General features: G+C 35.2%; 20 protein-coding genes. 6 read left to right on the forward strand and 14 right to left on the reverse strand.

The genetic code is table 11. The annotated features are described in order from the left end of the window. Nucleotides 1-62: 62 nt before the first annotated feature. The 3 genes from ACUXEY_RS14930 (at nt 63) to ACUXEY_RS14940 (ending at nt 2222) form a co-directional block, all read left to right on the forward strand. Nucleotides 63-1193 carry an amidohydrolase gene (locus ACUXEY_RS14930; RefSeq protein ID WP_429602206.1) on the forward strand — a complete coding sequence of 377 codons (1131 nt, stop codon included), beginning with the start codon at nt 63-65 and terminating at the stop codon, nt 1191-1193. Between the two features lie 241 nt (nt 1194-1434). Beyond that, entirely contained in the window at nt 1435-1992 is a 558-nt protein-coding gene (locus ACUXEY_RS14935) for a GNAT family N-acetyltransferase (protein ID WP_098664416.1), read from the forward strand. 110 nt (nt 1993-2102) lie between these two features. Further along, nucleotides 2103-2222, forward strand: a complete 120-nt coding sequence (locus ACUXEY_RS14940; RefSeq protein ID WP_166703508.1) for a YfhE family protein — start codon at nt 2103-2105, stop codon at nt 2220-2222. Nucleotides 2223-2592: 370 nt separating this feature from the next. On the opposite strand, the gene ACUXEY_RS14945 is transcribed toward ACUXEY_RS14940, so the two are convergent. The 12 genes from ACUXEY_RS14945 to ACUXEY_RS15000 all read right to left on the reverse strand — a co-directional run bounded on the left by ACUXEY_RS14945 (nt 2593) and on the right by ACUXEY_RS15000 (nt 16864). Further along, nucleotides 2593-3759, reverse strand: coding sequence for a diglucosyl diacylglycerol synthase (locus ACUXEY_RS14945; protein WP_461300992.1), 1167 nt, complete (start codon nt 3757-3759; stop codon nt 2593-2595). Nucleotides 3760-4171: 412 nt separating this feature from the next. Beyond that, nucleotides 4172-4903: a pyruvate formate-lyase-activating protein gene (gene pflA / locus ACUXEY_RS14950; protein ID WP_461300993.1), complete on the reverse strand. Its 732-nt coding sequence runs from the start codon at nt 4901-4903 to the stop codon at nt 4172-4174. Nucleotides 4904-4972: 69 nt separating this feature from the next. Continuing rightward, nucleotides 4973-7222, reverse strand: coding sequence for a formate C-acetyltransferase (pflB, locus tag ACUXEY_RS14955; RefSeq protein ID WP_341518609.1), 2250 nt, complete (start codon nt 7220-7222; stop codon nt 4973-4975). Nucleotides 7223-7560: 338 nt separating this feature from the next. Then, the gene (locus ACUXEY_RS14960; protein ID WP_461300994.1) at nt 7561-9108 is read right to left on the reverse strand and encodes a glycosyltransferase family 2 protein; all 1548 of its coding nucleotides are present in this window, start codon (nt 9106-9108) and stop codon (nt 7561-7563) included. Next, on the reverse strand, nt 9101-10066 hold the full coding sequence (locus ACUXEY_RS14965; protein ID WP_461300995.1) for an NAD-dependent epimerase/dehydratase family protein: 966 nt from the start codon (nt 10064-10066) through the stop codon (nt 9101-9103). Before ACUXEY_RS14965 ends, ACUXEY_RS14960 begins: the two co-directional genes overlap by 8 nt. Beyond that, entirely contained in the window at nt 10063-11304 is a 1242-nt protein-coding gene (locus tag ACUXEY_RS14970; RefSeq protein ID WP_461300996.1) for a nucleotide sugar dehydrogenase, read from the reverse strand. Before ACUXEY_RS14970 ends, ACUXEY_RS14965 begins: the two co-directional genes overlap by 4 nt. After that, a complete protein-coding gene (locus ACUXEY_RS14975; RefSeq protein ID WP_166703513.1) occupies nt 11297-12841 on the reverse strand; it encodes a glycosyltransferase family 2 protein in 1545 nt (514 codons plus the stop codon). The genes ACUXEY_RS14970 and ACUXEY_RS14975 overlap by 8 nt, the downstream gene beginning before the upstream one ends. Nucleotides 12842-12854: 13 nt before the next feature. Then, the gene (locus ACUXEY_RS14980) at nt 12855-13049 is read right to left on the reverse strand and encodes an LSm family protein (RefSeq protein WP_000899469.1); all 195 of its coding nucleotides are present in this window, start codon (nt 13047-13049) and stop codon (nt 12855-12857) included. Between the two features lie 16 nt (nt 13050-13065). Next, nucleotides 13066-13467 carry an LSm family protein gene (locus ACUXEY_RS14985; RefSeq protein ID WP_166703514.1) on the reverse strand — a complete coding sequence of 134 codons (402 nt, stop codon included), beginning with the start codon at nt 13465-13467 and terminating at the stop codon, nt 13066-13068. A gap of 155 nt (nt 13468-13622) precedes the next feature. Continuing rightward, entirely contained in the window at nt 13623-14864 is a 1242-nt protein-coding gene (locus ACUXEY_RS14990) for a serine hydrolase domain-containing protein (protein WP_461300997.1), read from the reverse strand. Between the two features lie 251 nt (nt 14865-15115). Beyond that, complete coding sequence (gene nagE / locus ACUXEY_RS14995; RefSeq protein WP_166703516.1) at nt 15116-16609, reverse strand: N-acetylglucosamine-specific PTS transporter subunit IIBC; 1494 nt, start codon at nt 16607-16609, stop codon at nt 15116-15118. 141 nt (nt 16610-16750) lie between these two features. Beyond that, nucleotides 16751-16864, reverse strand: a complete 114-nt coding sequence (locus tag ACUXEY_RS15000; RefSeq protein WP_347878480.1) for a transcriptional regulator — start codon at nt 16862-16864, stop codon at nt 16751-16753. A 69-nt stretch (nt 16865-16933) separates the two neighbouring features. Here ACUXEY_RS15000 and glsA point away from each other — a divergent pair, with 69 nt between their 5' ends. Together glsA and ACUXEY_RS15010 are read left to right on the forward strand one after the other, a co-directional pair. Continuing rightward, nucleotides 16934-17863 (forward strand): glutaminase A, encoded by a 930-nt coding sequence (glsA, locus tag ACUXEY_RS15005; protein ID WP_001149853.1) that lies wholly within the window; start codon nt 16934-16936, stop codon nt 17861-17863. Between the two features lie 174 nt (nt 17864-18037). Next, the gene (locus tag ACUXEY_RS15010; protein ID WP_000766602.1) at nt 18038-18379 is read left to right on the forward strand and encodes a DUF3969 family protein; all 342 of its coding nucleotides are present in this window, start codon (nt 18038-18040) and stop codon (nt 18377-18379) included. A 21-nt stretch (nt 18380-18400) separates the two neighbouring features. Here the strand turns inward: ACUXEY_RS15010 and ACUXEY_RS15015 are convergent, their stop codons facing one another. Further along, a complete protein-coding gene (locus ACUXEY_RS15015) occupies nt 18401-18559 on the reverse strand; it encodes a hypothetical protein (RefSeq protein WP_166703518.1) in 159 nt (52 codons plus the stop codon). A 115-nt stretch (nt 18560-18674) separates the two neighbouring features. Beyond that, nucleotides 18675-19286, reverse strand: a complete 612-nt coding sequence (ytaF, locus tag ACUXEY_RS15020) for a sporulation membrane protein YtaF (RefSeq protein WP_461300998.1) — start codon at nt 19284-19286, stop codon at nt 18675-18677. Between the two features lie 130 nt (nt 19287-19416). On the opposite strand from ytaF, the gene ACUXEY_RS15025 reads away from it, so the two are divergent. Continuing rightward, nucleotides 19417-20070, forward strand: coding sequence for a helix-turn-helix domain-containing protein (locus tag ACUXEY_RS15025; protein WP_461300999.1), 654 nt, complete (start codon nt 19417-19419; stop codon nt 20068-20070). The last annotated feature ends 33 nt before the right edge of the window (nt 20071-20103 follow it).

Here is a 20103-nt window from a genome sequence, read left to right on the forward strand (position 1 = left end):
ATCTTTCAGTTACTTTCCCTTAAATTCCATTAACATTGTAAAGTAACAGAAATGAGGTACCTATGAAAATATTGCTCAAGCAAGCCATTGTCTATCCTATTACATCCCAAAAATTTCAAGGGGATGTACTCGTTATAGGAGAAAGAATTGCCGAGGTCAAGCCTTCCATTCAACCTACTCAAGATATGACTGTTATAGACGCTCGTGCTCTTCATCTTTTACCTGGATTTATCGATGTCCATACTCATCTTGGTCTCTATGATGAAGGTACTGGTTGGGCTGGCAATGATGCAAATGAAACATCTGAAGTTTCAACACCACATATCCGTTCTTTGGACGGAATCCACCCTCTTGATATTGCATTTCAAGATGCTGTACAAAATGGAATCACAACCGTTCACGTTATGCCAGGAAGTCAAAACATTATCGGTGGTACGACTTGTGTAATAAAAACAGCTGGAACTTGTATTGATCATATGATTATTCAAGAGCCTGCCGGCTTAAAGATTGCCTTTGGAGAAAATCCTAAAAAGGTCCATAGTAATGGAACAAAAGAATCCATAACACGTATGGGAATTATGGGGTTACTTCGAGAATCATTCTATGAAGCACAGCACTACGGGCATGAAGCTGATTTTCGAATGCTTCCAATCTTAAAAGCATTACGCCGCGAAATACCCGTACGTATCCACGCTCACCGAGCAGATGATATTAGTTCTGCTCTACGCTTTGCAACAGAATTCAATCTCGATTTACGCATTGAACATTGTACAGAAGGACACTTTATTGTTGATGAGCTTTCGAAACACAATTTGAAGGTTTCAGTTGGCCCCACTCTTACACGCCGTTCTAAAATCGAACTTAAAAACAAAACATGGGATACTTACCATATATTATCGAAAAATGGAGTGGAAGTTTCTATAACAACAGATCACCCTTATACACCAATTCAATATTTAAATGTTTGTGCTGCTGTCGCAGTAAGAGAAGGATTAGACGAAAAAACTGCACTAGAAGGAATCACTATATTTCCAGCACGAAATTTACGTTTAGAGGATAGAATTGGGAGTATTGAAGTTGGAAAAGACGCTGATCTCGTGTTATGGACTCATCATCCTTTCCATTATTTAGCCAAGCCTGTACTAACCATGATTGATGGAAAAATAATTTACAAAAAAAATAAAAAAAACTAGTTTATTTTTTTGACTAGATAAAGTATTATACGATTATAAACTGAATGAAACCATAATCAATTTGTGTCGTGATTATCATTTTCAAATTGATGAATGGGGAAGGCAAATGGTGCGCCACCAGCGTTAGAAACTGGTTCTAGTGGGTTCGATTCCCACCCCGAAATTTTTTAAAGATTGATATAAAAATTTCGAGGGTGGGGTGTTTTTTCGTCATGCTACCCTCGTGTGAGGAGGAGTTAGTATGTTGAAAAAACGCGACTTACACGACAGCCACGTTCTATACGAGTTAATGGTGGATCCAGCTGTCTTCCCTTTTGTGCGTCAAAAGGCTTATTCTTATGAGGAATATTTATTTTTAACGAAACAAACGATTGAAGCTGAAGAGCGTGGGGAATTAATTTCACGCACAATTTTAGATGAATGGGGTAACCCTATCGGAACAATTACTTTATTTGATGTGCAAGAAAAAGCCGGATTTCTCGGCACATGGCTTGGCAAACCTTATCATGGAAAAGGCTATAATAAATTGGCGAAAGATTCATTTTTTAGTGAACTTTTCTATGAATTAGATATCGAAACAATCTTTATGCGTATTCGTAAAATAAATATTCGTTCTATTAAAGCTGCCGAAAAACTACAATATGTTAATCTAGCAAACGAAACAAGAAAAGCCGTTTATGATGAAATTAACGCAAATGAAGAAGTATATAACTTATATGAAATTCCAAAAGATCAATATACACTTGCTACAATGCGAGATACAACGTTCCAAGATACTCACCAATTAAAAGAAGCATAATCTAAATTTTTAGAAAAAATAATTAATCATTAACATTTTGCCATATGCGTATATCACCCGATGTCTTTGGAAACGATAGATAGTGACTTTAGGACACGAGGTGATTTGTAATGGATAAAAAGAAACGTGACAAAGCAAAAAACACATTATCTGGTACACAAGAAGTTCTCTACCAACGAGAATTTCGCAAAGCAGATCGCGCAGCGGGTTATCGCTCGAAAAGTATTTAAAGTGAGAATGAATAATTAGAAGTTTTCCCCCCTAATTATTCATTCTCATTACATATTTTTTCTACGTGATAGAATAGACAAAAAGGTTCCTTATAAATAAGGAACCTTTTTTGTGTGGATAACGTTATCCACACAATTTATAGAATTGTGAATAAATTCAACAAATCCTTCACACGTTTATATGTTGTAACGCATAGTAAATGTTATAATTGTGGATATTTTTCTAAAAATTGTGGACAATGTGGATATAGTTGTTAATATTTCGACTTTACTGTTTAATGAAAGCGTAATCTTCATGTGGATAAGTTACTACTTTATTTTATAAAAACAATAAAAAACCCTCTTTAAACATATAAAAGAGGGTTTCATATTAAGTAAATAGTTGTGCAAGAGCAGGTGATTTAATAGGTATATGATTCGGTTCTACATGATTTTCTGCCAAAATTGTATCCACAATATGACCAGCTGGCTCCGGACGATAAATGCTTCTCATCGCTTCTTTCATTTGAAGAAGCTTCATATCATCTTGTAATAATGCCTCTGTCTTTGCAAAAACCTCACTATCATCACGAATGACAACTGCAGCTCCTTTTCTTTCAAAGTACATCGCATTTTCATTTTCTTGTCCTGGAACAGGCTTATATAAAATGACAGGTACTTGCAATGCTGCCGCTTCACTTAACGTAATACCGCCTGGCTTCGTAATCATACAAGAAGTAACACGGAATAATTCATCAATATTTTCAACATAACCAAATACTTTTAATGCATCAGGATTTTTTTCCTGTAACCCTAATAAATCCTGTTTTAACGCTTCATTTTTCCCACAAACGACAACTACTTGTAAATCAGATACCGACATAAATGATTGGCATAGTTCTTTTACACTTCCTAATACCCCATGAGCACCTGCTACAATTAGTAAAATCTTTTTATTCTTACATAACTGATATTTATTATATATAATGTCTGGATTGATCTTTAGCTCAAAACTATTACGAATCGGAATTCCAGTTTCAACAATTTGCTCCGCAGGCACACCGATATCAACCATAACTTTTTTCACGTGATCAGTTGCTACAAAATAACGATCTACTTCCCGATGAATCCATATTTTGTGCACACAAAAATCCGTTAATACGTTATACACAGGAATTGAAATACCTGTTTGCTTTTTTAATTCTGGTACAGCTATGATCGGAAATGTATTAATAACAATATCCGGTTTCTCTGCTTGTAAAAGTAATTTCAAACGTTTTCTTCCAAAGTTCGCATACCAAGATGCTATTTTTTTATCATAAATTTTTTCTACGCCGTAATAAAACAAGCGGTATAATTCTTTTCCTATTGTATAACTTTTTAAATATAAATATTTTGTAATATCGGTTATAACTGGATGTGATTCTCCGAACAAATCGCATACAATTACATCTTCAATTCCTTTTTGGCGAAATGTTTGTTCTAATGTTTTCGCTACTTGCACATGCCCATTACCGTAATGTGCAGTTAATATTAAAACCTTGGGGTTTTTTATCAAACAAATCCACTCCTAGCTTATTGTTTCTCCATATTGCATATACGACAATAGGAAAAACATTTTCCTTAAAAATTACATAAACAGATTCTAATACTTCTCTTTCAGCTATGTACCTGTCGTGGATATGCAAAGCATATAAGATTGACCCCTTAATCCTATCTGTGCTCATATCTTTACATTATACTTTCCTATAAGAGCTTTCGCAATAACTTACAAATGTTCTCTATTCCATGATACTCACTCTTTTACTTCTTAATTCTTTTTACTATTTTGATTTCCCTTTACAATTATGTAAATTTCTCCACTTATTCCTTACAAAAATATGGATATTCTATTTTCAGTATACTCTTTTCTCTATATATACTCTAGGTTTTATTGTAAAGAAAGCAAAAAGCCTAACCCCATATTTGGATTAGACTGCATGTAAAATATGTCTTGCTTGTTCTACATTTTTTTCAGTAGGTGGTTCTACATTCGCAAGTGGATACTTATGTCCAAGTGCCTCCCATTTATATACACCAAGCTTATGGTATGGTAGCACTTCAACTTTCTGAACATTAGACAGACTTTGAATAAAGCTAGATAATTTTTGTAGATCCTCTTCATTATCCGTAATACCAGGAACTAATACGTGTCGTACCCAAATTGGTTTATTTTTATCCGATAAATAACGAGCAAATTGTAAAATATGTTCATTTGGTTTTCCTGTTAATTTACGATGTTTCTTTGAATCAATATGTTTCAAATCCAATAAAACTAAATCTGTGTAATCCATTAAAATGTTTAGCTTGTTTTGGAATTCTGGTTCCTCTGAATAACAACCACCCGAAGAGTCAATTGTTGTATGAATTCCAGCTTCCTTACATCTCTTAAATAATTCAATTAAGAAATCTAGCTGTAATAATGGTTCCCCACCACTAACTGTTATACCGCCTCCGGAAGCTTCAATAAAAGGAAGGTAACATGTCACATCCTGCATTACTTCTTCGACTGTTATTTCTTTTCCTTTACCGATCTCCCACGTATCAGCATTATGACAATATTGACAACGTAATAAACACCCTTGTGTAAATATGACATAACGAATTCCTGGGCCATCAACAGTACCACAAGACTCTACAGAATGAATTCTTCCTTTTACCATGTTACTTCCTCCTTTATTGAAACAGCCTCCCTCTGCTATTTATAAAATGCAGAGGGACACTTTTTTCACTTACATGCTTTCATGCATTGTACGGTTAATTACATCAATTTGTTGTTCACGAGTTAATTTAATAAAGTTTACAGCGTAACCAGATACGCGAATTGTTAATTGTGGATATTTTTCAGGATGTTCCATTGCATCCATTAATGTTTCACGGTTAAATACGTTAATATTTAAGTGATGTCCTTCTTTTACTGCATAACCATCAAGCATTGATACTAAATTACGTACTTGTACATCATCTTCTTTACCAAGTGCTTTTGGAATAATAGAGAATGTATTAGAAATACCATCTTGTGCATCTTCATATGGTAATTTAGCTACAGATAATAATGAAGCTAATGCACCTTTTGTATCACGTCCATGCATTGGGTTCGCACCTGGTGCAAATGGTTCTCCAGTACGGCGACCATCTGGAGTGTTACCAGTTTTCTTACCGTATACAACGTTAGATGTGATTGTTAAGATTGACATTGTATGAACAGAATTTCTGTATGTTTTATGTTTACGAAGTTTATTCATAAATGTTTTCACAAGATTTACAGCGATTTCATCTACACGGTCATCATTGTTACCGTATTTAGGGAAATCTCCTTCGATTTCAAAGTCAACTGCAATTCCGTTTTCATCACGAATTGGTTTTACTTTTGCGTGTTTAATTGCACTTAAAGAGTCTGCTACTACAGATAGACCCGCGATACCTGTTGCCATTGTACGAAGAACATTTGTATCATGAAGTGCCATTTCAATACGTTCGTAGCTATATTTATCGTGCATGTAGTGAATAACATTTAATGTGTTTAAATATAGACCTGCTAACCATTCCATTGTCATATCAAACTTATGCATAACTTCTTCATAATCTAATACTTCAGAAGTAATTGGTGCGTACTCTGGGCCAACTTGTGCTTTAGATTTTTCATCTTTACCACCGTTAATCGCATATAGTAATGCTTTTGCTAAGTTTGCACGTGCGCCGAAGAACTGCATTTGTTTACCAATTCTCATTGCAGATACACAACAAGCAATTCCGTAGTCATCACCGTAGTCAGCACGCATAATGTCATCATTTTCATATTGAATTGCTGATGTTTTAATAGACATTTTTGCACAGTAGTTTTTAAAGTTCTGTGGTAATTGTTTAGACCAAAGAACTGTTAAGTTTGGTTCTGGAGCTGGTCCTAAATTATCTAATGTATGCAAGAAACGGAATGAGTTCTTTGTTACTAATGGACGACCATCTAATGCCATACCACCGATAGACTCAGTTACCCAAGTTGGGTCACCAGAGAATAATTCATTATAATCAGGTGTTCTTGCAAATTTCACAAGACGTAATTTCATAATGAAGTGATCCACAATTTCTTGTACTTCTTCTTCTGTTAAAGTACCATTTGCCAAATCTCTTTCAATATAAATGTCTAAGAATGTAGAAGTACGTCCAAGACTCATTGCAGCTCCGTTTTGCTCTTTAATTGCTGCAAGATATGCGAAGTATAACCATTGGAATGCTTCTTGCGTGTTTGTTGCTGGCTTAGAAATATCAAAGCCATGAGAGGCAGCCATTTGTTTTAACTCTTGAAGTGCACGCATTTGCTCAGATAACTCTTCGCGTAAACGCATTGTATCTTCGCTCATTACACCGCCAGTTAAATTTAAATCTGCTTTTTTCGCTTCAATTAAATGATTAATACCATATAATGCTACGCGTCGGTAGTCACCGATAATACGTCCACGTCCGTATGCATCTGGAAGACCAGTAATTACACCTGATTTACGTGCATTTCTCATTTCTGGTGTATAAGCATCGAATACACCTTGGTTATGAGTTTTTCTCCAATCTCTAAAAATACGACTAAGTTCTTTGTCCATTTCGTATCCATAAGATTCACAAGCTTGTTCCGCCATACGAATACCACCATATGGTTGTAAAGAACGTTTAAATGGTTTTTCAGTTTGGAAACCGACTACTTTTTCAATATCTTTATTTAAATATCCTGGTTCATGTGATGTAATAGAAGAAACAATTTTTGTATCCATATCAAGAACGCCACCGTTTTCACGTTCTTTCGTTGTTAAATCCATTACTTGATCCCAAAGTTGTTTCGTTGCTTCAGTTGCTCCCGCTAAGAAAGATTCATCTCCTTCGAAAACGTTTACATTATTTAAAATGAAATCGCGAACATCAATCTCTGCTTTCCATTTTTCACCTTTAAAGTTTTCCCATGCGTTTTTAACATTTTCTAATACTTGAGTCATCCTAATCTCCTCCATTTTTGATTAGTACAGGACTAAGATTTTTTATATAACAGCTTACACACTTAGAATACTACTTTTTGGCGAAAGTGAACGAAATAGTTGTGACATGTTTGTGAAATGTTGAGCAAACTACTATATACATAGTGTTAACTTCACTTAAAAGTCTTTATAATTAACCCTTCCCTTAATTGTATTTTTTTGGTATCCTTATATACGAGTCCTATTTTGTAATATAAGAACAATACCCATTGTAGAGCTGTAATACTCTTATCTCCTAATCTGTTATAGTTTTTATAACAGAACAAAAAGTGTACATATGTTGTACACTTTTTTTGTTACTACTCTAAAACATCTCTTTTTCTATCCCCATCATAGAATCCACCACGATTGCCTTCTAATGCAATTAATTGCTCTAATCCTTCTATATGATCACCTATAATTCGCAAAACAGCTGGAGGATGACCTATTTTTGCAAAATGTTCACTGGGACGAATACGGTTCATCTTATCGACCTCTACACGACTTACACATGCAATCTCGAATCCCGACAGAATCGCTTTCACTTGTGCTACACAAGGTGAGAGTAAAGATCTATACCCAATTTCTTTCAAACACTTACGACTGAACGCATTCGGTACAGCAATAAGAGAGCCTACTCCTAGATCTTTTCTATCACAAGCTAAATTTAATGCATATTTAAATGCAGTTACAAGATGAAGTGGTACTCTTAAATCTAAATAATGATTTAGATCATTTAAGGCGACATCCATTCCATCTGCAATAGCTTTTGCGAAAGGATATAACTCCCTTGCCGAAATAACAAAGTCGCCGTCTATAAACAGTACAATATCCCCTTTAGCAAAGTAAGTTCCAAGTGAACGCCCTACATCGTTTCCAAGTGCTTCTTTATATACAATTGTTGTTGCTCCCTTTTCTTTTGCAATCGTTGCTGTTTGATCAGACGAACCATTTACAACAACGATAATTTCAAAAGGTTCAATTTTTCGAAGTTCATCTATAACATTTCCAATTGTTTTTTCTTCATCTTGTACAGGAATAATGACCGATAATTGCTTTCCTTTATACAATTTAGATGTGACGCCCCATCCTTGATAAAGATCTTCGAAATCTAAAGTATGATACACACTATCTCTTTTCCTATTGCCATCGTAATATCCTCCGCGCTCATCGCTACCTACTATTCGCTCCGCTACAGCTTCTATATGATCACCTATCATCCGTTTTTCAGATTGCGAAAGACCCGTGCCATACGCAGCATGCTCGGTCGGCCGAAATTTATTTGGCGTAATAACGTCAATTGCACAATGACGACTAATTCTCCATTTACTTTGAACTAAACGTAAATGAGCGACAATAGGATTAACAAAGCCTTCATATCCAATACTTTGAACAACTTCTTTCGTCAACGCATGAGGTACAGATAATAAAGAATCAACTTTTAACTCTTCACGCTCTAACATTGCATTTAATATTTGGCGCCATACTGCCACAGAATGCGGTTTTTGTTTCTTTAAAAATAACGCATCCAAATTATTTAAAACGATGTCAGCCTGATCATGTAAAATGGGATTCAGGAATAATTGTAATTTTGAAGTTTGAATAGCAAAATCTCCATCTATAAATAGTAATACATCACCTATCGCATGTTTTGCGCCAACCGCACGGCCAACATCGTTCCCTAGTAACTCTGTATACTTAATTACTTTACATCCTAAACGATCAGCAACCTCTTCTGTACCATCATTACAACCGTTTGCTACTACAATAATCTCTACTGGATTTAATCCTTTTGCCGATTGAATAACGTCTGAAATCGTATCGATTTCATTACATGCAGGAATAATAACTGATAACGACTTAGCCATTGTTTTCTTCACGAAACCAATTAATTGTTTCTTTTAATCCGTTTTCCCACGTTACTTTCGCCTGAAATCGAACAAGTTCTTTTAATTTCGTTACATCTGGTCTTCTATTTGGAATTTCTTCAAAGCCATGTGGATATACCTCTTCGAAAGAAACTTGAACAATCTTTGAAGAAGATTTCGTTAGTTTTTTAATTACTTCTGCTACTTCTTTTATACTCTTTTCATTCTCAGAACCTATGTTAATAATTTCACCATTTACCTTTTCATCCATCGCTCGAATCGTTGCCTCTACCGCATCACTTACATACGTAAAGCAACGTGTTTGCTCTCCATCTCCATATACGAGAATGTCTTCTCCCTGCAGGGCCGCACTAATAAATCGCGGGATTACCCCTGCATATGGACCATCTTTCGCTCTTGGACCATAAATATTAAAATAACGCACAATCGTTACAGGTAAACCTTCTAAAGCGTATCCTAAACATAATGTCTCTTCTAATGTTTTACACACTGCATAACTCCAACGTATTTTAGAAGTTGCCCCGTATAATCGATCCCCCTCTTCAGAAAAGGGTGGTTTTGCCTTACCATATACTTCTGAAGTAGACGCAAAGACTACTTTCTTCTTTCCATTTAGCGCTGCTTGTAAAATGTTTCTCGTTCCATCAAAATTCGTTTCAATGAGCTCTATACTCTTTTCCATTGTCGTTTTCACACCTAAAATTGCTGCTAAATGAAACACTACATCATGTTGATTTACTAATTCATAAATAGAATTTTTATCTAAAACGCTTATTGGAATAACCCGAATTTCTTTCATTAACTCATCATGATATTTATTTTTCCCTTTATAGAAGTTATCAACGATCGTAACCCCATACCCTCTTTTCACCAGCTCTTCAGCTAAATGTGAACCAATAAATCCTGCTCCACCTGTAATTAAACATTTCTTACTCATACACTCACCTTCTTTATAATTCCACGTGTATCTATTACTCGCTTCATACCTTTAAAAAGCTTCCAATCGATATTAGAGTGATCAGTTAAAATTAAAATACAACCCGCTTGTTTAACGACTTGTTCATCTAAAGAAACAGATTGGTACACCTTATCTTCAAATTTTGCAGAAGAAATATATGGATCATGATATTCGATTTCATATCCTTCTTTTATTAACAATTCAATAATTGGTAAAGCCGGTGATTCTCTTAAGTCATTTACGTCTTTCTTATATGCAATCCCTACAATTAAAACCGTTGCAGGTGATTGCACCACACCTTTTACTTTCCGGACTATTTTCTCTGGCATTTCTTCATTAATCACATGTGCAGCTTCAATTAATTGACTAATTTCCCCATTCCTTTTTATTCTCCATTGGAAATATAAAGGATCTACTGGAATACAGTGTCCCCCTATCCCTGGCCCTGGCCAATATGGGGTAAATCCAAACGGTTTTGTAGATGCTGCTTCAAGCGCCTCATAAAAATCAATTCCTAAACTTTCACATAGTGTGTTTAACTCATTTACTAATGAAATATTGACTAGACGCTGAATATTTTCAAATAACTTACACATTTCCGCTACTTTCGGAGAACTAACTGGAACAACTACATCAAATGTAGTGCTATACAACTCCTGTACTTTTTGTTTACACTTTTCTGTTTGTCCACTAATAACTTTTGGAATCGTTTGAACGGAATAGTGACTATTAGCCGGATCAATTCTCTCAGGGGAATATCCGATATAGAAATCTTCTCCTACCTTTTTACCTGTTTGAGAAATAATAGGAATGATAACTTCCTCGAGTGTACCTGGATATGTGGAGCTTTCGAAAATGAAGGTTTGTCCTTTTTGAAGGTGTTGTTGTATATAATGCGAAGCTGAAATGAGGGCACTTAAGTCTGGTTCTCTTTTTTCATTAATCGGAGTCGGGACAGTAACAATAACATAATCACTATTTTGAAAATCAGCAATGCCTTGATCCGGTGTGTTCACTATTAATTTTTTTTTCATCAATAAACTTTGTAACTCTTTGGAAGAAACATCCGGAATGTAGCTTTCTCCTTTTATAATTGATACTATTTTTCTAGTATCTTTATCTAACCCAAGTACTGTATGCCCTCTCTCTGCAAAATGGACTGCTAAAGGAAGGCCAACATACCCTAACCCAATAATAGCTACTTTACTACTATTCATTTGTATTCTCTTCTTCCCTTCTCAATTGTTGAATGATATCCCTATCTCTATCTCCATCTGTAAAACCACCGCGTTCGTCCGTACATTGTAATAAATACGCAATCGCCTCAATTTGATCACCGAAAATACGATCAAATGCTGAAATACGCCCATTTATAAATTCGTGTTGCTCTGGACGTACTCGATTTGTTTTTATAACATCTACTAACTCTACTGCTGTAACAGAGAATCCTTCTAAAATAGCTTTCATCTGAGCTAATGGAGGGATCACAAGAGAATCATAACCAATTTTCTCTATTACTTTTTTATGCATAGCGTGTGGTACTGCTGTTAATGAGTTATTCCATAAATCTGGTCGCTTCGCTATCAAATTCACAAAATATTTTCCCATGCTAATTGGATCTGCTGGATGAAACATATCTAATAAACACTGTAAATCATTTAATGCCACATCACTTCCATCTTCAATAGCGCGCAAAAATGGAATTAAATTTTTTGCTGGAATAGCAAAATCACCATCCACAAATAAGCAAATATCTGCCGTAGCATGCATGGCGCCTATTACCCGTGCTACATTATGTCCAAGCACTTCTCCAAATTCAACAACAATAACATTCTCTAGCTTTGCTTGTTTAACAGTCTCAATATGTGCTCCATGTGCAACAACAATAATTTCATCTACACCTGCTGCTTTCACTTCTTGTATAACAGACCTTATAGTTGTTTTCTCTCCTGATATCGGGATAATGGCACTATATTTCGCTTTTTTCCTTTGTAATAAAACTGGTTTATACTTTCCTACAAATTCCCTATCCTTATTGCCCTCTAAAAAACCACCGCGTTTACCGTATGTTTCGATTACGTATTGTAAAGCTCGCAAATGATCACCCATAATACGACTAGTCGCTTTCGGATAAGGAGAGCCAGGTGATGTACCCGTATGCACAGGACGAACTTTATTTGTGTAAATGACATCAACTGAAGCCATATCAGAAATATCTACTCCTCTAGACATCGCCATCGCTTGAAATAGTGCTGGATCCGCTAAATTCCACCACCCTAGTTTTTCAATTACTTCACGACTTATCGCATGTGGTATCGCAATTAAAGACCCTACAACAAACTCTTTCTTGTTCAAATAACGGTTTAACATATATTTTCCAACCGTCGTATAATGCGGTCTCATCTTCAAATAAACGGACCATGTTAAATTATTTAAAACAATCTCATGTCCTTGCTGTATTCCTTTAATAAAATTGTATAATTCTTCACTTTTCATGACGATATCGCCATCTAAAAATAAAACAATTTCTCCTTTTGCTTCTCTAGCACCAATTGCCCGTCCCACATCATTACCAAGAGAAGATCTATAATAAATCACACGGCAATTATGCTGTAATGCTATTTCTTTCGTACCATCTGTCGATCCATTATCTACTATGATAATTTCATATGGTTCCAACTTCCTTACTTCTACTAAAACTTTTGATAAAGTACTTGCTTCATTATGCACTGGAATCACAACTGACACTCTCATACTTGTATCACTCTTACCCTTCCAAGCGAACATAAGCAATAATAGGAATACGTACAACTACATCTTCTGGTGGTCCATAAGAAGGAGAAGTACGAACAATTACTGCCCCATCCGTCACAGATAAAAGAACGCCTGCAATGATTTCTACAGCTGTCACAACTTGCACTAGTTCACCAACATGGTTACGTAGTTCATCAGTAAATAACATATATAACTCTCCTTTCTTACGCTTCTTTAATTGATATAATACTTGTAAATGGTAATAACACTTCTGTTCCTATTCCTTCTTGCAGTGTTAAAAAATCATCCCCAACTGCTACAATCACACCCGTTAACTGTCCAACTGTCACATTAATTTCTACGTTTTTACCCAAATACTGCTCTGCAATTTCTTTAAAAGGTGATGTGTTACATTCTTTTAAAATGTTACAAATAATAGATTGAAATCTACTTGATTCAATAACTTCTTCCGTAGCTTGCTTAGAATTTCTTTGAATAAATCTCGCGAAGTTTTGTGAAAATAAAAGTCTTTCCACAGCGGGCAATAACTTATTGTCTAAAAAATAATCTAATTGCCTATTAAACAATCTCGATAACTTTTTCCAATACTTACCGAACAGACACATATATTTCTCCTCCTATTATTTTTAAATTATAAAAATACATCCATACATCTTAATGTATACAAAGCAGGCTTTTTTTGTGATAGGTAAGACATACATTTTTCAAGGAAACAATCTTTTTTAATCGCATAAAAAAGACTATCCAATAGGATAGTCTCTTACACTTCAACATTTCGCAACATCGTATAAATGTCATTATTCACTTTACCAAACGATTTAATATTGTTTTGGATATTAGATAATAAAACAACATACACACTTCCGTTTTTACTAAATCCATTTAAGCAATTCCATCCTGGCATTACACCGTGATTCGAATAACTTCCCGGGTCTACGTACCATCCAAATCCGTAATCTTTTTTTCCGCCTGTAAACATTTGATCATAGCTCTCTTTTGAAATTAACTTTCCAGAGAAGAGTGCTTCATTAAATAAATATAAATCATGTGCACTTGTATATATATCACCACAACCATATAGTTGTGACATACTTGGAATATTCGGTGTTGTCATATTGTTATTTACTATTTTATAACCTGTCGATGGAAACCTTGTTTGCTCTAACGCTTTACCGAAACCAGAATGTTTCATACCCGCAGTAGCAAAAATATGTTGTTTAATATATTCTTCTAACGGTTGTCCACTTACCTTCTCAGCGATGTAGGCAAGTATCGAATAGTTCGAATCGGAATATTTCCATTTCTCTCCCGGACTCCCAACACGCTTTTGTTTTCCTATTCGTTTTATCAATTCCTCATGAGAAATATCCTCTGTTCCCTGTTCATACTCTGGAATCCCTGATGTATGTGTTAGTAAATGTTTTAACTGAATACCATTACCTCGAGGGAAATCTGGAATATACTTTGCAACCGTATCCTCTACGTTCAACTTATTTTGATCTTTTAATTGCATAATAGTAGTTGCTACAAATGCCTTTGAAATAGATCCAATATAAAAAGTTGTCTCTGAATTATTCGGCACTTGTTTCTCTTTGTTCGCCATACCGTATCCTTTATTCAAAAGAACTTTTCCGTTCTTCACAATAACAGCTGTCCCGCTAAATCCTGCGTTTTGTAAATATTGATCTAATTGAGCGTTTTCATTAATTTCTTGAGGTGGTCCCTCAGCAGGCTTCTCCACAGCTTGCGCTTGCTTCACTTGTTCTTCCTGCTCTTTTTGTTTTTGTGCTTCTTGCTTCTGTTTTTCTTCTTTCTTTTTTAGCTCTTCTTGTTTCTTCATTTCTGCTGCTGCTTTTAAAGTTTCTTCTTTCTTATTATCCGCAACAATTTTTGTATACATGAAATATACAACTGAAAATAGTAAGACGAGAATGATTGTTCTTTTTATGTATACAATCGGCCGACGTGCTTTCCCATTCGCATTATTTTTTTCCTGATCCATGATTGCTTTTTTCCCCTTACTCAACAATAATTTACTCCCTCTACTAAAGATTTTTTTTAGTAGATTATGGATACTCCATTCTATGTCATCCCTACTTTATCACGCACTGCACATATTACCAACCCATATGTATAAAAAAGAAAAAGAAAATTTACAAAAGTAAGATTGCTGTTAAATTGTTAACAAAAAAGAGGATATCCTCTAAAAAATTGATGTCATCAATCTTTTCGGATATCCTCTTATCTCATTATTTATACGTGTTTTTTCATATCATCGGCAACAGATTCAACATTTGTACCTACGATAACTTGGACACTCGTATTACTTAATTTCATAACACCTTTTGCACCAGCACGTTTTAATGCTGCTTCGTTTACTTGACCAGCATCTTTCACTTGTAAGCGTAGACGTGTTGCACAGTTATCAATAACTGTTAAGTTTTCTTTTCCACCTAAAGCTGCTACGTAAGTTTCACCAATTGAACCTGCAACTGGAGCTTCTTCCCCTTCAGCTAGCTCCTCTTCGTCTTCACGACCAGGAGTTTTTAGGTCGAACTTCTTAATTAAGAAGTAGAATACTACAAAGTAAATTGCTGCGTAAATTAAACCGATTCCTGCTAGTAACAATGGTTTTGTTGCAATACCGAAGTTTAAGAAGTAATCGATTGCCCCGGCACTAAATGAGAAACCATCGTGAATGCCAAGTGTTGTTGTAATGAATAGAGACAGACCTGTTAATACAGCATGAATTCCATATAATACTGGTGATAAGAACATGAATGAGAATTCAATTGGTTCTGTAATACCAGTTAAGAATGAAGTTAATGCTAGACCACCTAACATACCTGTAACCATTTTACGTTTTTCTGGTTTAGCAGCTGCAATCATTGCGAAACATGCTGCTGGTAAACCGAACATCATGATTGGGAAGAAACCAGTCATGAACATACCTGCTGATGGGTCTTTTGCAAAGAAGCGTGCAATATCACCATGAACGATATCGCCAGCTGCATTTGTAAAGTCACCAAGTACGAACCAGAAGTATGTGTTCATTACGTGGTGTAAACCGATTGGAATTAATAAGCGGTTTAATAATCCGAATAAACCAGCACCAACTGAACCTAAGTTCACGATACCGTGTGCTACTGCATCAATACCACTTTGAATCGTTGGCCAAATTTGACCGAATACTAATCCTAAAAGAAGCATTACGATTGAAGTAATGATTGGTACGAAACGTTTTCCTGCAAAGAATCCTAACCATTCTGGTAGTTTAATCTTATGGAATTTGTTGTATAGTAACCCAGCAACAACCCCTGCAATAATACCACCGAGTATGGCCATATTAATTTTCGGCGTTAACGCCGCTGCTTTTGAAACCTTTGTCATTGTATCTGCTAATTTAGTTGGATCCACTGAACCGACTAAATCTTGAACACTTTTTAATTTATCATTTAACTCTGCTGCTGAATATGTCTTACTTAGAGCATTCGTTGTATTTTGTAAAACAAGATATCCGATTGCTCCGGCAAGTCCAGCTGCTCCACTACCGTCAATAGACAAACCGATTGCAACACCAATTGCAAAAATAAGTGCTAAATTATCAAAAATTGCTGCACCGGCCTGTGCCATAACAGGAATGTTAAATACGTCTTCTTGTCCTAAACGAAGCAATAATCCTGCTGCTGGTAGTACGGCGATTGGAAGCATTAACGCTTTACCAATACGTTGTAGAAACTGCAACATTTTAATTCCCCCTATCAAATTTATGAAATCGTTATCATTATAAGTACGCCTTAGAAAACGCTTTCTATTTACATAACCATAATAACATATAGTTGTATAGATGTGTAGTTTTTATTTTCGAATTTTTTATGGATAAATCTCCTATTTCCAAACTGTTATATAAAAGGAAAATTCTCCTTTTTCACTAGAGAATACTCGAAACGAAAGACCTGCTATAGAACATGTAACTTTCGTTTTATCATTCCACTTTTTCATGTTATTATTTATTTCCGAGCATATCGGGAAAAGTAAACTTAGTTAATTCGAAATAGGAGCGTTGGTACTATGCAGTGCATTGAAACAAACAACTTACAACAGTTGTTAGAACAAGTAAAACCATATACAAAAAAAGGAAAGCTTGCTACTTATATCCCCGAACTAGGAAATGCAAATCCAGATGATTTAGGGATTGCCATTTTCCATAAAGAAACAGAATACATCCATGCTGGCAACTCACAAACACTATTTACTCTTCAAAGTATTTCAAAAGTAATTACACTTGCACTTGCCCTTTTAGATCGTGGTGAAGAATATGTATTTTCTAAAGTTGGAATGGAACCAACTGGTGATCCATTTAATTCTATTATTAAGTTAGAAACGACAAGCCCTTCTAAACCACTTAATCCAATGATTAATGCAGGGGCACTAGCTATTACAAGCATGTTAGCAGGAAAAGATAATGAAGAAAAAATGGAGCGTATCCTTCATTTCGTACGTGAAATAACAGATAATCCTACTATTAATTATTCTTCTAAAGTTGCCAATTCAGAATTAGAGACAGCTTACTTAAACCGTTCACTTTGCTACTATATGAAACAAAACGGAATTATCGATTGTGACATCGAAGAACTTATGGATTTATACACTCGTCAATGTGCAGTTGAAGTAAACTGTATCGATTTAGCACGTATCGGCTTAATTTTTGCGATGGATGGCTATGATCCATATAAGAAAAAACAAATTATCCCTAAACATATTACAAAAATTTGTAAAACATTTATGGTTACATGCGGTATGTATAACGAGTCTGGCGAATTTGCGATTCGCGTTGGTATCCCTGCAAAAAGTGGTGTAGCTGGTGGTATTTTTGGCTGCGTAAAAGGAGAAATGGGAATTGGTATTTTCGGACCAGCTCTAGATGCAAACGGAAATAGTATCGCTGGTTTTAAAATCCTTGAACTTCTTTCTGCTCAAGAAGGTTGGAGTATTTTTTAATTGAGAGTTATCCTGCTATACTAGCAGGATTTTTTTATTCCATAAAAACCTTAACTTTATCAGCCACCAATCCCTTACAAAAACCGTACTGAAAGTTTCTCTATATTATGCATATTTGCTCCCCCACCCTGAATAGTATAGTACAACCTAGCGCTATATGTGGAGGTGTGAAGGATGAAACTAATATTTCAGATGGAGAAACAGCCTGTTCTTGAAAAAACAATTCTTCTTTTTATATTGAGTATTGTAGAAAGCTTGAAGTTAAAAGTGGTTTCACTCGATGAAGCTCACCGATACATATTCAATTTAGAAGTACTTGAACTGCTAATGGATCGGAACATCGATGATCAAGTACTTGAACTTATTCATTTCGGAATGGGACTTGAAGACATTCATCATGTACTTCCTGAAGAACTTGAACATACGATTGAAGAATTAAAGTGGCTTTGCATTCAAGTTTTAAGTGAATACAGCATGCACGAAGAATCTGAACAACTCATTGAAGATATACGCTAAAAAGCACCTATGTAGGTGCTTTTAATGTTTTTTCAAACTATTTTTATACGTCTCAATATTTACTGGTAGCTCTTCCTCTTCTAAAGTATGTTCATTTACATCTTTATGAACGAACGCACCTTTAGGCGGTTGATGGTCATGCCCTTTTTTCTTATGATCAAATGCTTTTCCTCGTCCCATACGGATCCCCCTTTCTTTAAAAGAAATCCGTATTAGTATGGAGAAAAGTACGTCGATATATGCAATCCTTTGCCATATTTCCAAGGAAATACTCGAACATTGTTTTCTGTTCTCCTTACAACAACTGATCAATCCCAATAAGAATTAATAAAACTCCCGCAATAATAGTAGCCCATTTCCCTAAGTATGCTGCTAAAAATCGTTTTCCTACATACGCAAACCCACTAATACAAATAAAACTAAACACCCCAGAAATAGTTGCTGTAAGCCACAGATTCAAGTTTGTTACCCCAGCATCAAATCCACCCGCAATATTATTAATAGATAATGCAACTCCTAAAACAATTGCTTCTGAAAAACTAATTGTTTTAGAACCATCAAAATCTGCTTTTTCTGGATCACGTAAAATCCCCATAAGTACATTACCATCTTTAGAGCTTACGGTATTTCTTTGCCCCAAGAAAGGCTGGTACAAAATAAACACCCCGATTATCCCTAAAACGATTGCTCCAATCAAGTTTGCAGTAAACTCTGAAATAAATAACGCAAGCCAGTTCCCAAAAAAGCCAGCTAATAAAGTAAATAAAAAACCAAAAAATGCGATGATAAAATTGTTAAGCCCCGAAATTCGAATTTTACGAATGCCATATGCAATCCCGACACCTGCATTATCTAAATTAGAAGCAATCCCAATTAAAAAAATTGAAAATAGACCTGCCGTACTCATAAATAGCCACCCCTTTTTCTCACTTTTCAATGTATCTTATGAAAATGTTGAGCAACTGTGCCTGTCTGTTTCATATACATGTAATAAATGCTCAACATTTTTTCAACAATAAAAAAGGAGTGCCTTCACTATGCCTAAAGAAAATCCAAATGAGCGGCTTAGTACATTAATAAAAAAACTTTTAAAAGAACGTGCCTTATCTATGCGCCAACTCGGAATGCTTACAAATATTGATCCCGCAACAATCTCAAGAATTATGAATGGTAAACAACCACCAAAACAAAAACATCTACAAAAATTTGCAGAATGTTTGCAAGTTCCGCCCCAATTATTATTTGATGAAATGTATCCTGATTCTCCTCACATTAATAAAGAAAAAACGGATATGTACACATCTCTTGATACAATCCAGCAAACGCTGCAATCCTCTAACTTATTTGACTTCGACTACACAACAACTCGCGTAAAACAAGAACTTAAAAACTATGAACGCTATGCTCAAACAGCTGAAGGTGAAAAGCGTATTCATGAAAGTTTCGCGAGTAAATTAGAACAAATTGATAGCGCTGGCCCTTTTATTGAACAATTAACAGATATGTATCAACAATTTTGCAATGAGACTATTTCAAACGAGGAACGTGCGGTTCTCGGAGGCGCATTATTGTATTTCATTTTATCAACAGACATTATCCCCGATTATCTCTTTCCGATTGGCTATTTAGATGATGCAATTGCTGTTGAATTAGCGAAAGAGAAATTAATTGAATTAAAACGAAAGACATAGAAAAATATAGAACTATTTCAGTTGTTTCTATTT

This window comes from Bacillus sp. F9_6S_D1_P_5 (assembly GCF_054823925.1).

Coding starts and splice junctions, on each gene's coding strand:
- ACUXEY_RS14930 (WP_429602206.1), top strand. CDS start 63: ATGAAAATATTGCTCAAGCAAGCCATTGTCTATCCTATTACATCCCAA.
- ACUXEY_RS14935 (WP_098664416.1), top strand. CDS start 1,435: ATGTTGAAAAAACGCGACTTACACGACAGCCACGTTCTATACGAGTTA.
- ACUXEY_RS14940 (WP_166703508.1), top strand. CDS start 2,103: ATGGATAAAAAGAAACGTGACAAAGCAAAAAACACATTATCTGGTACA.
- pflA (WP_461300993.1), bottom strand. CDS start 4,903: ATGGTAAAAGGAAGAATTCATTCTGTAGAGTCTTGTGGTACTGTTGAT.
- pflB (WP_341518609.1), bottom strand. CDS start 7,222: ATGACTCAAGTATTAGAAAATGTTAAAAACGCATGGGAAAACTTTAAA.
- ACUXEY_RS14960 (WP_461300994.1), bottom strand. CDS start 9,108: ATGGCTAAGTCGTTATCAGTTATTATTCCTGCATGTAATGAAATCGAT.
- ACUXEY_RS14965 (WP_461300995.1), bottom strand. CDS start 10,066: ATGAGTAAGAAATGTTTAATTACAGGTGGAGCAGGATTTATTGGTTCA.
- ACUXEY_RS14970 (WP_461300996.1), bottom strand. CDS start 11,304: ATGAATAGTAGTAAAGTAGCTATTATTGGGTTAGGGTATGTTGGCCTT.
- ACUXEY_RS14975 (WP_166703513.1), bottom strand. CDS start 12,841: ATGAGAGTGTCAGTTGTGATTCCAGTGCATAATGAAGCAAGTACTTTA.
- ACUXEY_RS14980 (WP_000899469.1), bottom strand. CDS start 13,049: ATGTTATTTACTGATGAACTACGTAACCATGTTGGTGAACTAGTGCAA.
- ACUXEY_RS14985 (WP_166703514.1), bottom strand. CDS start 13,467: ATGTGTCTGTTCGGTAAGTATTGGAAAAAGTTATCGAGATTGTTTAAT.
- ACUXEY_RS14990 (WP_461300997.1), bottom strand. CDS start 14,864: ATGGATCAGGAAAAAAATAATGCGAATGGGAAAGCACGTCGGCCGATT.
- nagE (WP_166703516.1), bottom strand. CDS start 16,609: ATGTTGCAGTTTCTACAACGTATTGGTAAAGCGTTAATGCTTCCAATC.
- ACUXEY_RS15000 (WP_347878480.1), bottom strand. CDS start 16,864: ATGAAAAAGTGGAATGATAAAACGAAAGTTACATGTTCTATAGCAGGT.
- glsA (WP_001149853.1), top strand. CDS start 16,934: ATGCAGTGCATTGAAACAAACAACTTACAACAGTTGTTAGAACAAGTA.
- ACUXEY_RS15010 (WP_000766602.1), top strand. CDS start 18,038: ATGAAACTAATATTTCAGATGGAGAAACAGCCTGTTCTTGAAAAAACA.
- ACUXEY_RS15015 (WP_166703518.1), bottom strand. CDS start 18,559: ATGGGACGAGGAAAAGCATTTGATCATAAGAAAAAAGGGCATGACCAT.
- ytaF (WP_461300998.1), bottom strand. CDS start 19,286: ATGAGTACGGCAGGTCTATTTTCAATTTTTTTAATTGGGATTGCTTCT.
- ACUXEY_RS15025 (WP_461300999.1), top strand. CDS start 19,417: ATGCCTAAAGAAAATCCAAATGAGCGGCTTAGTACATTAATAAAAAAA.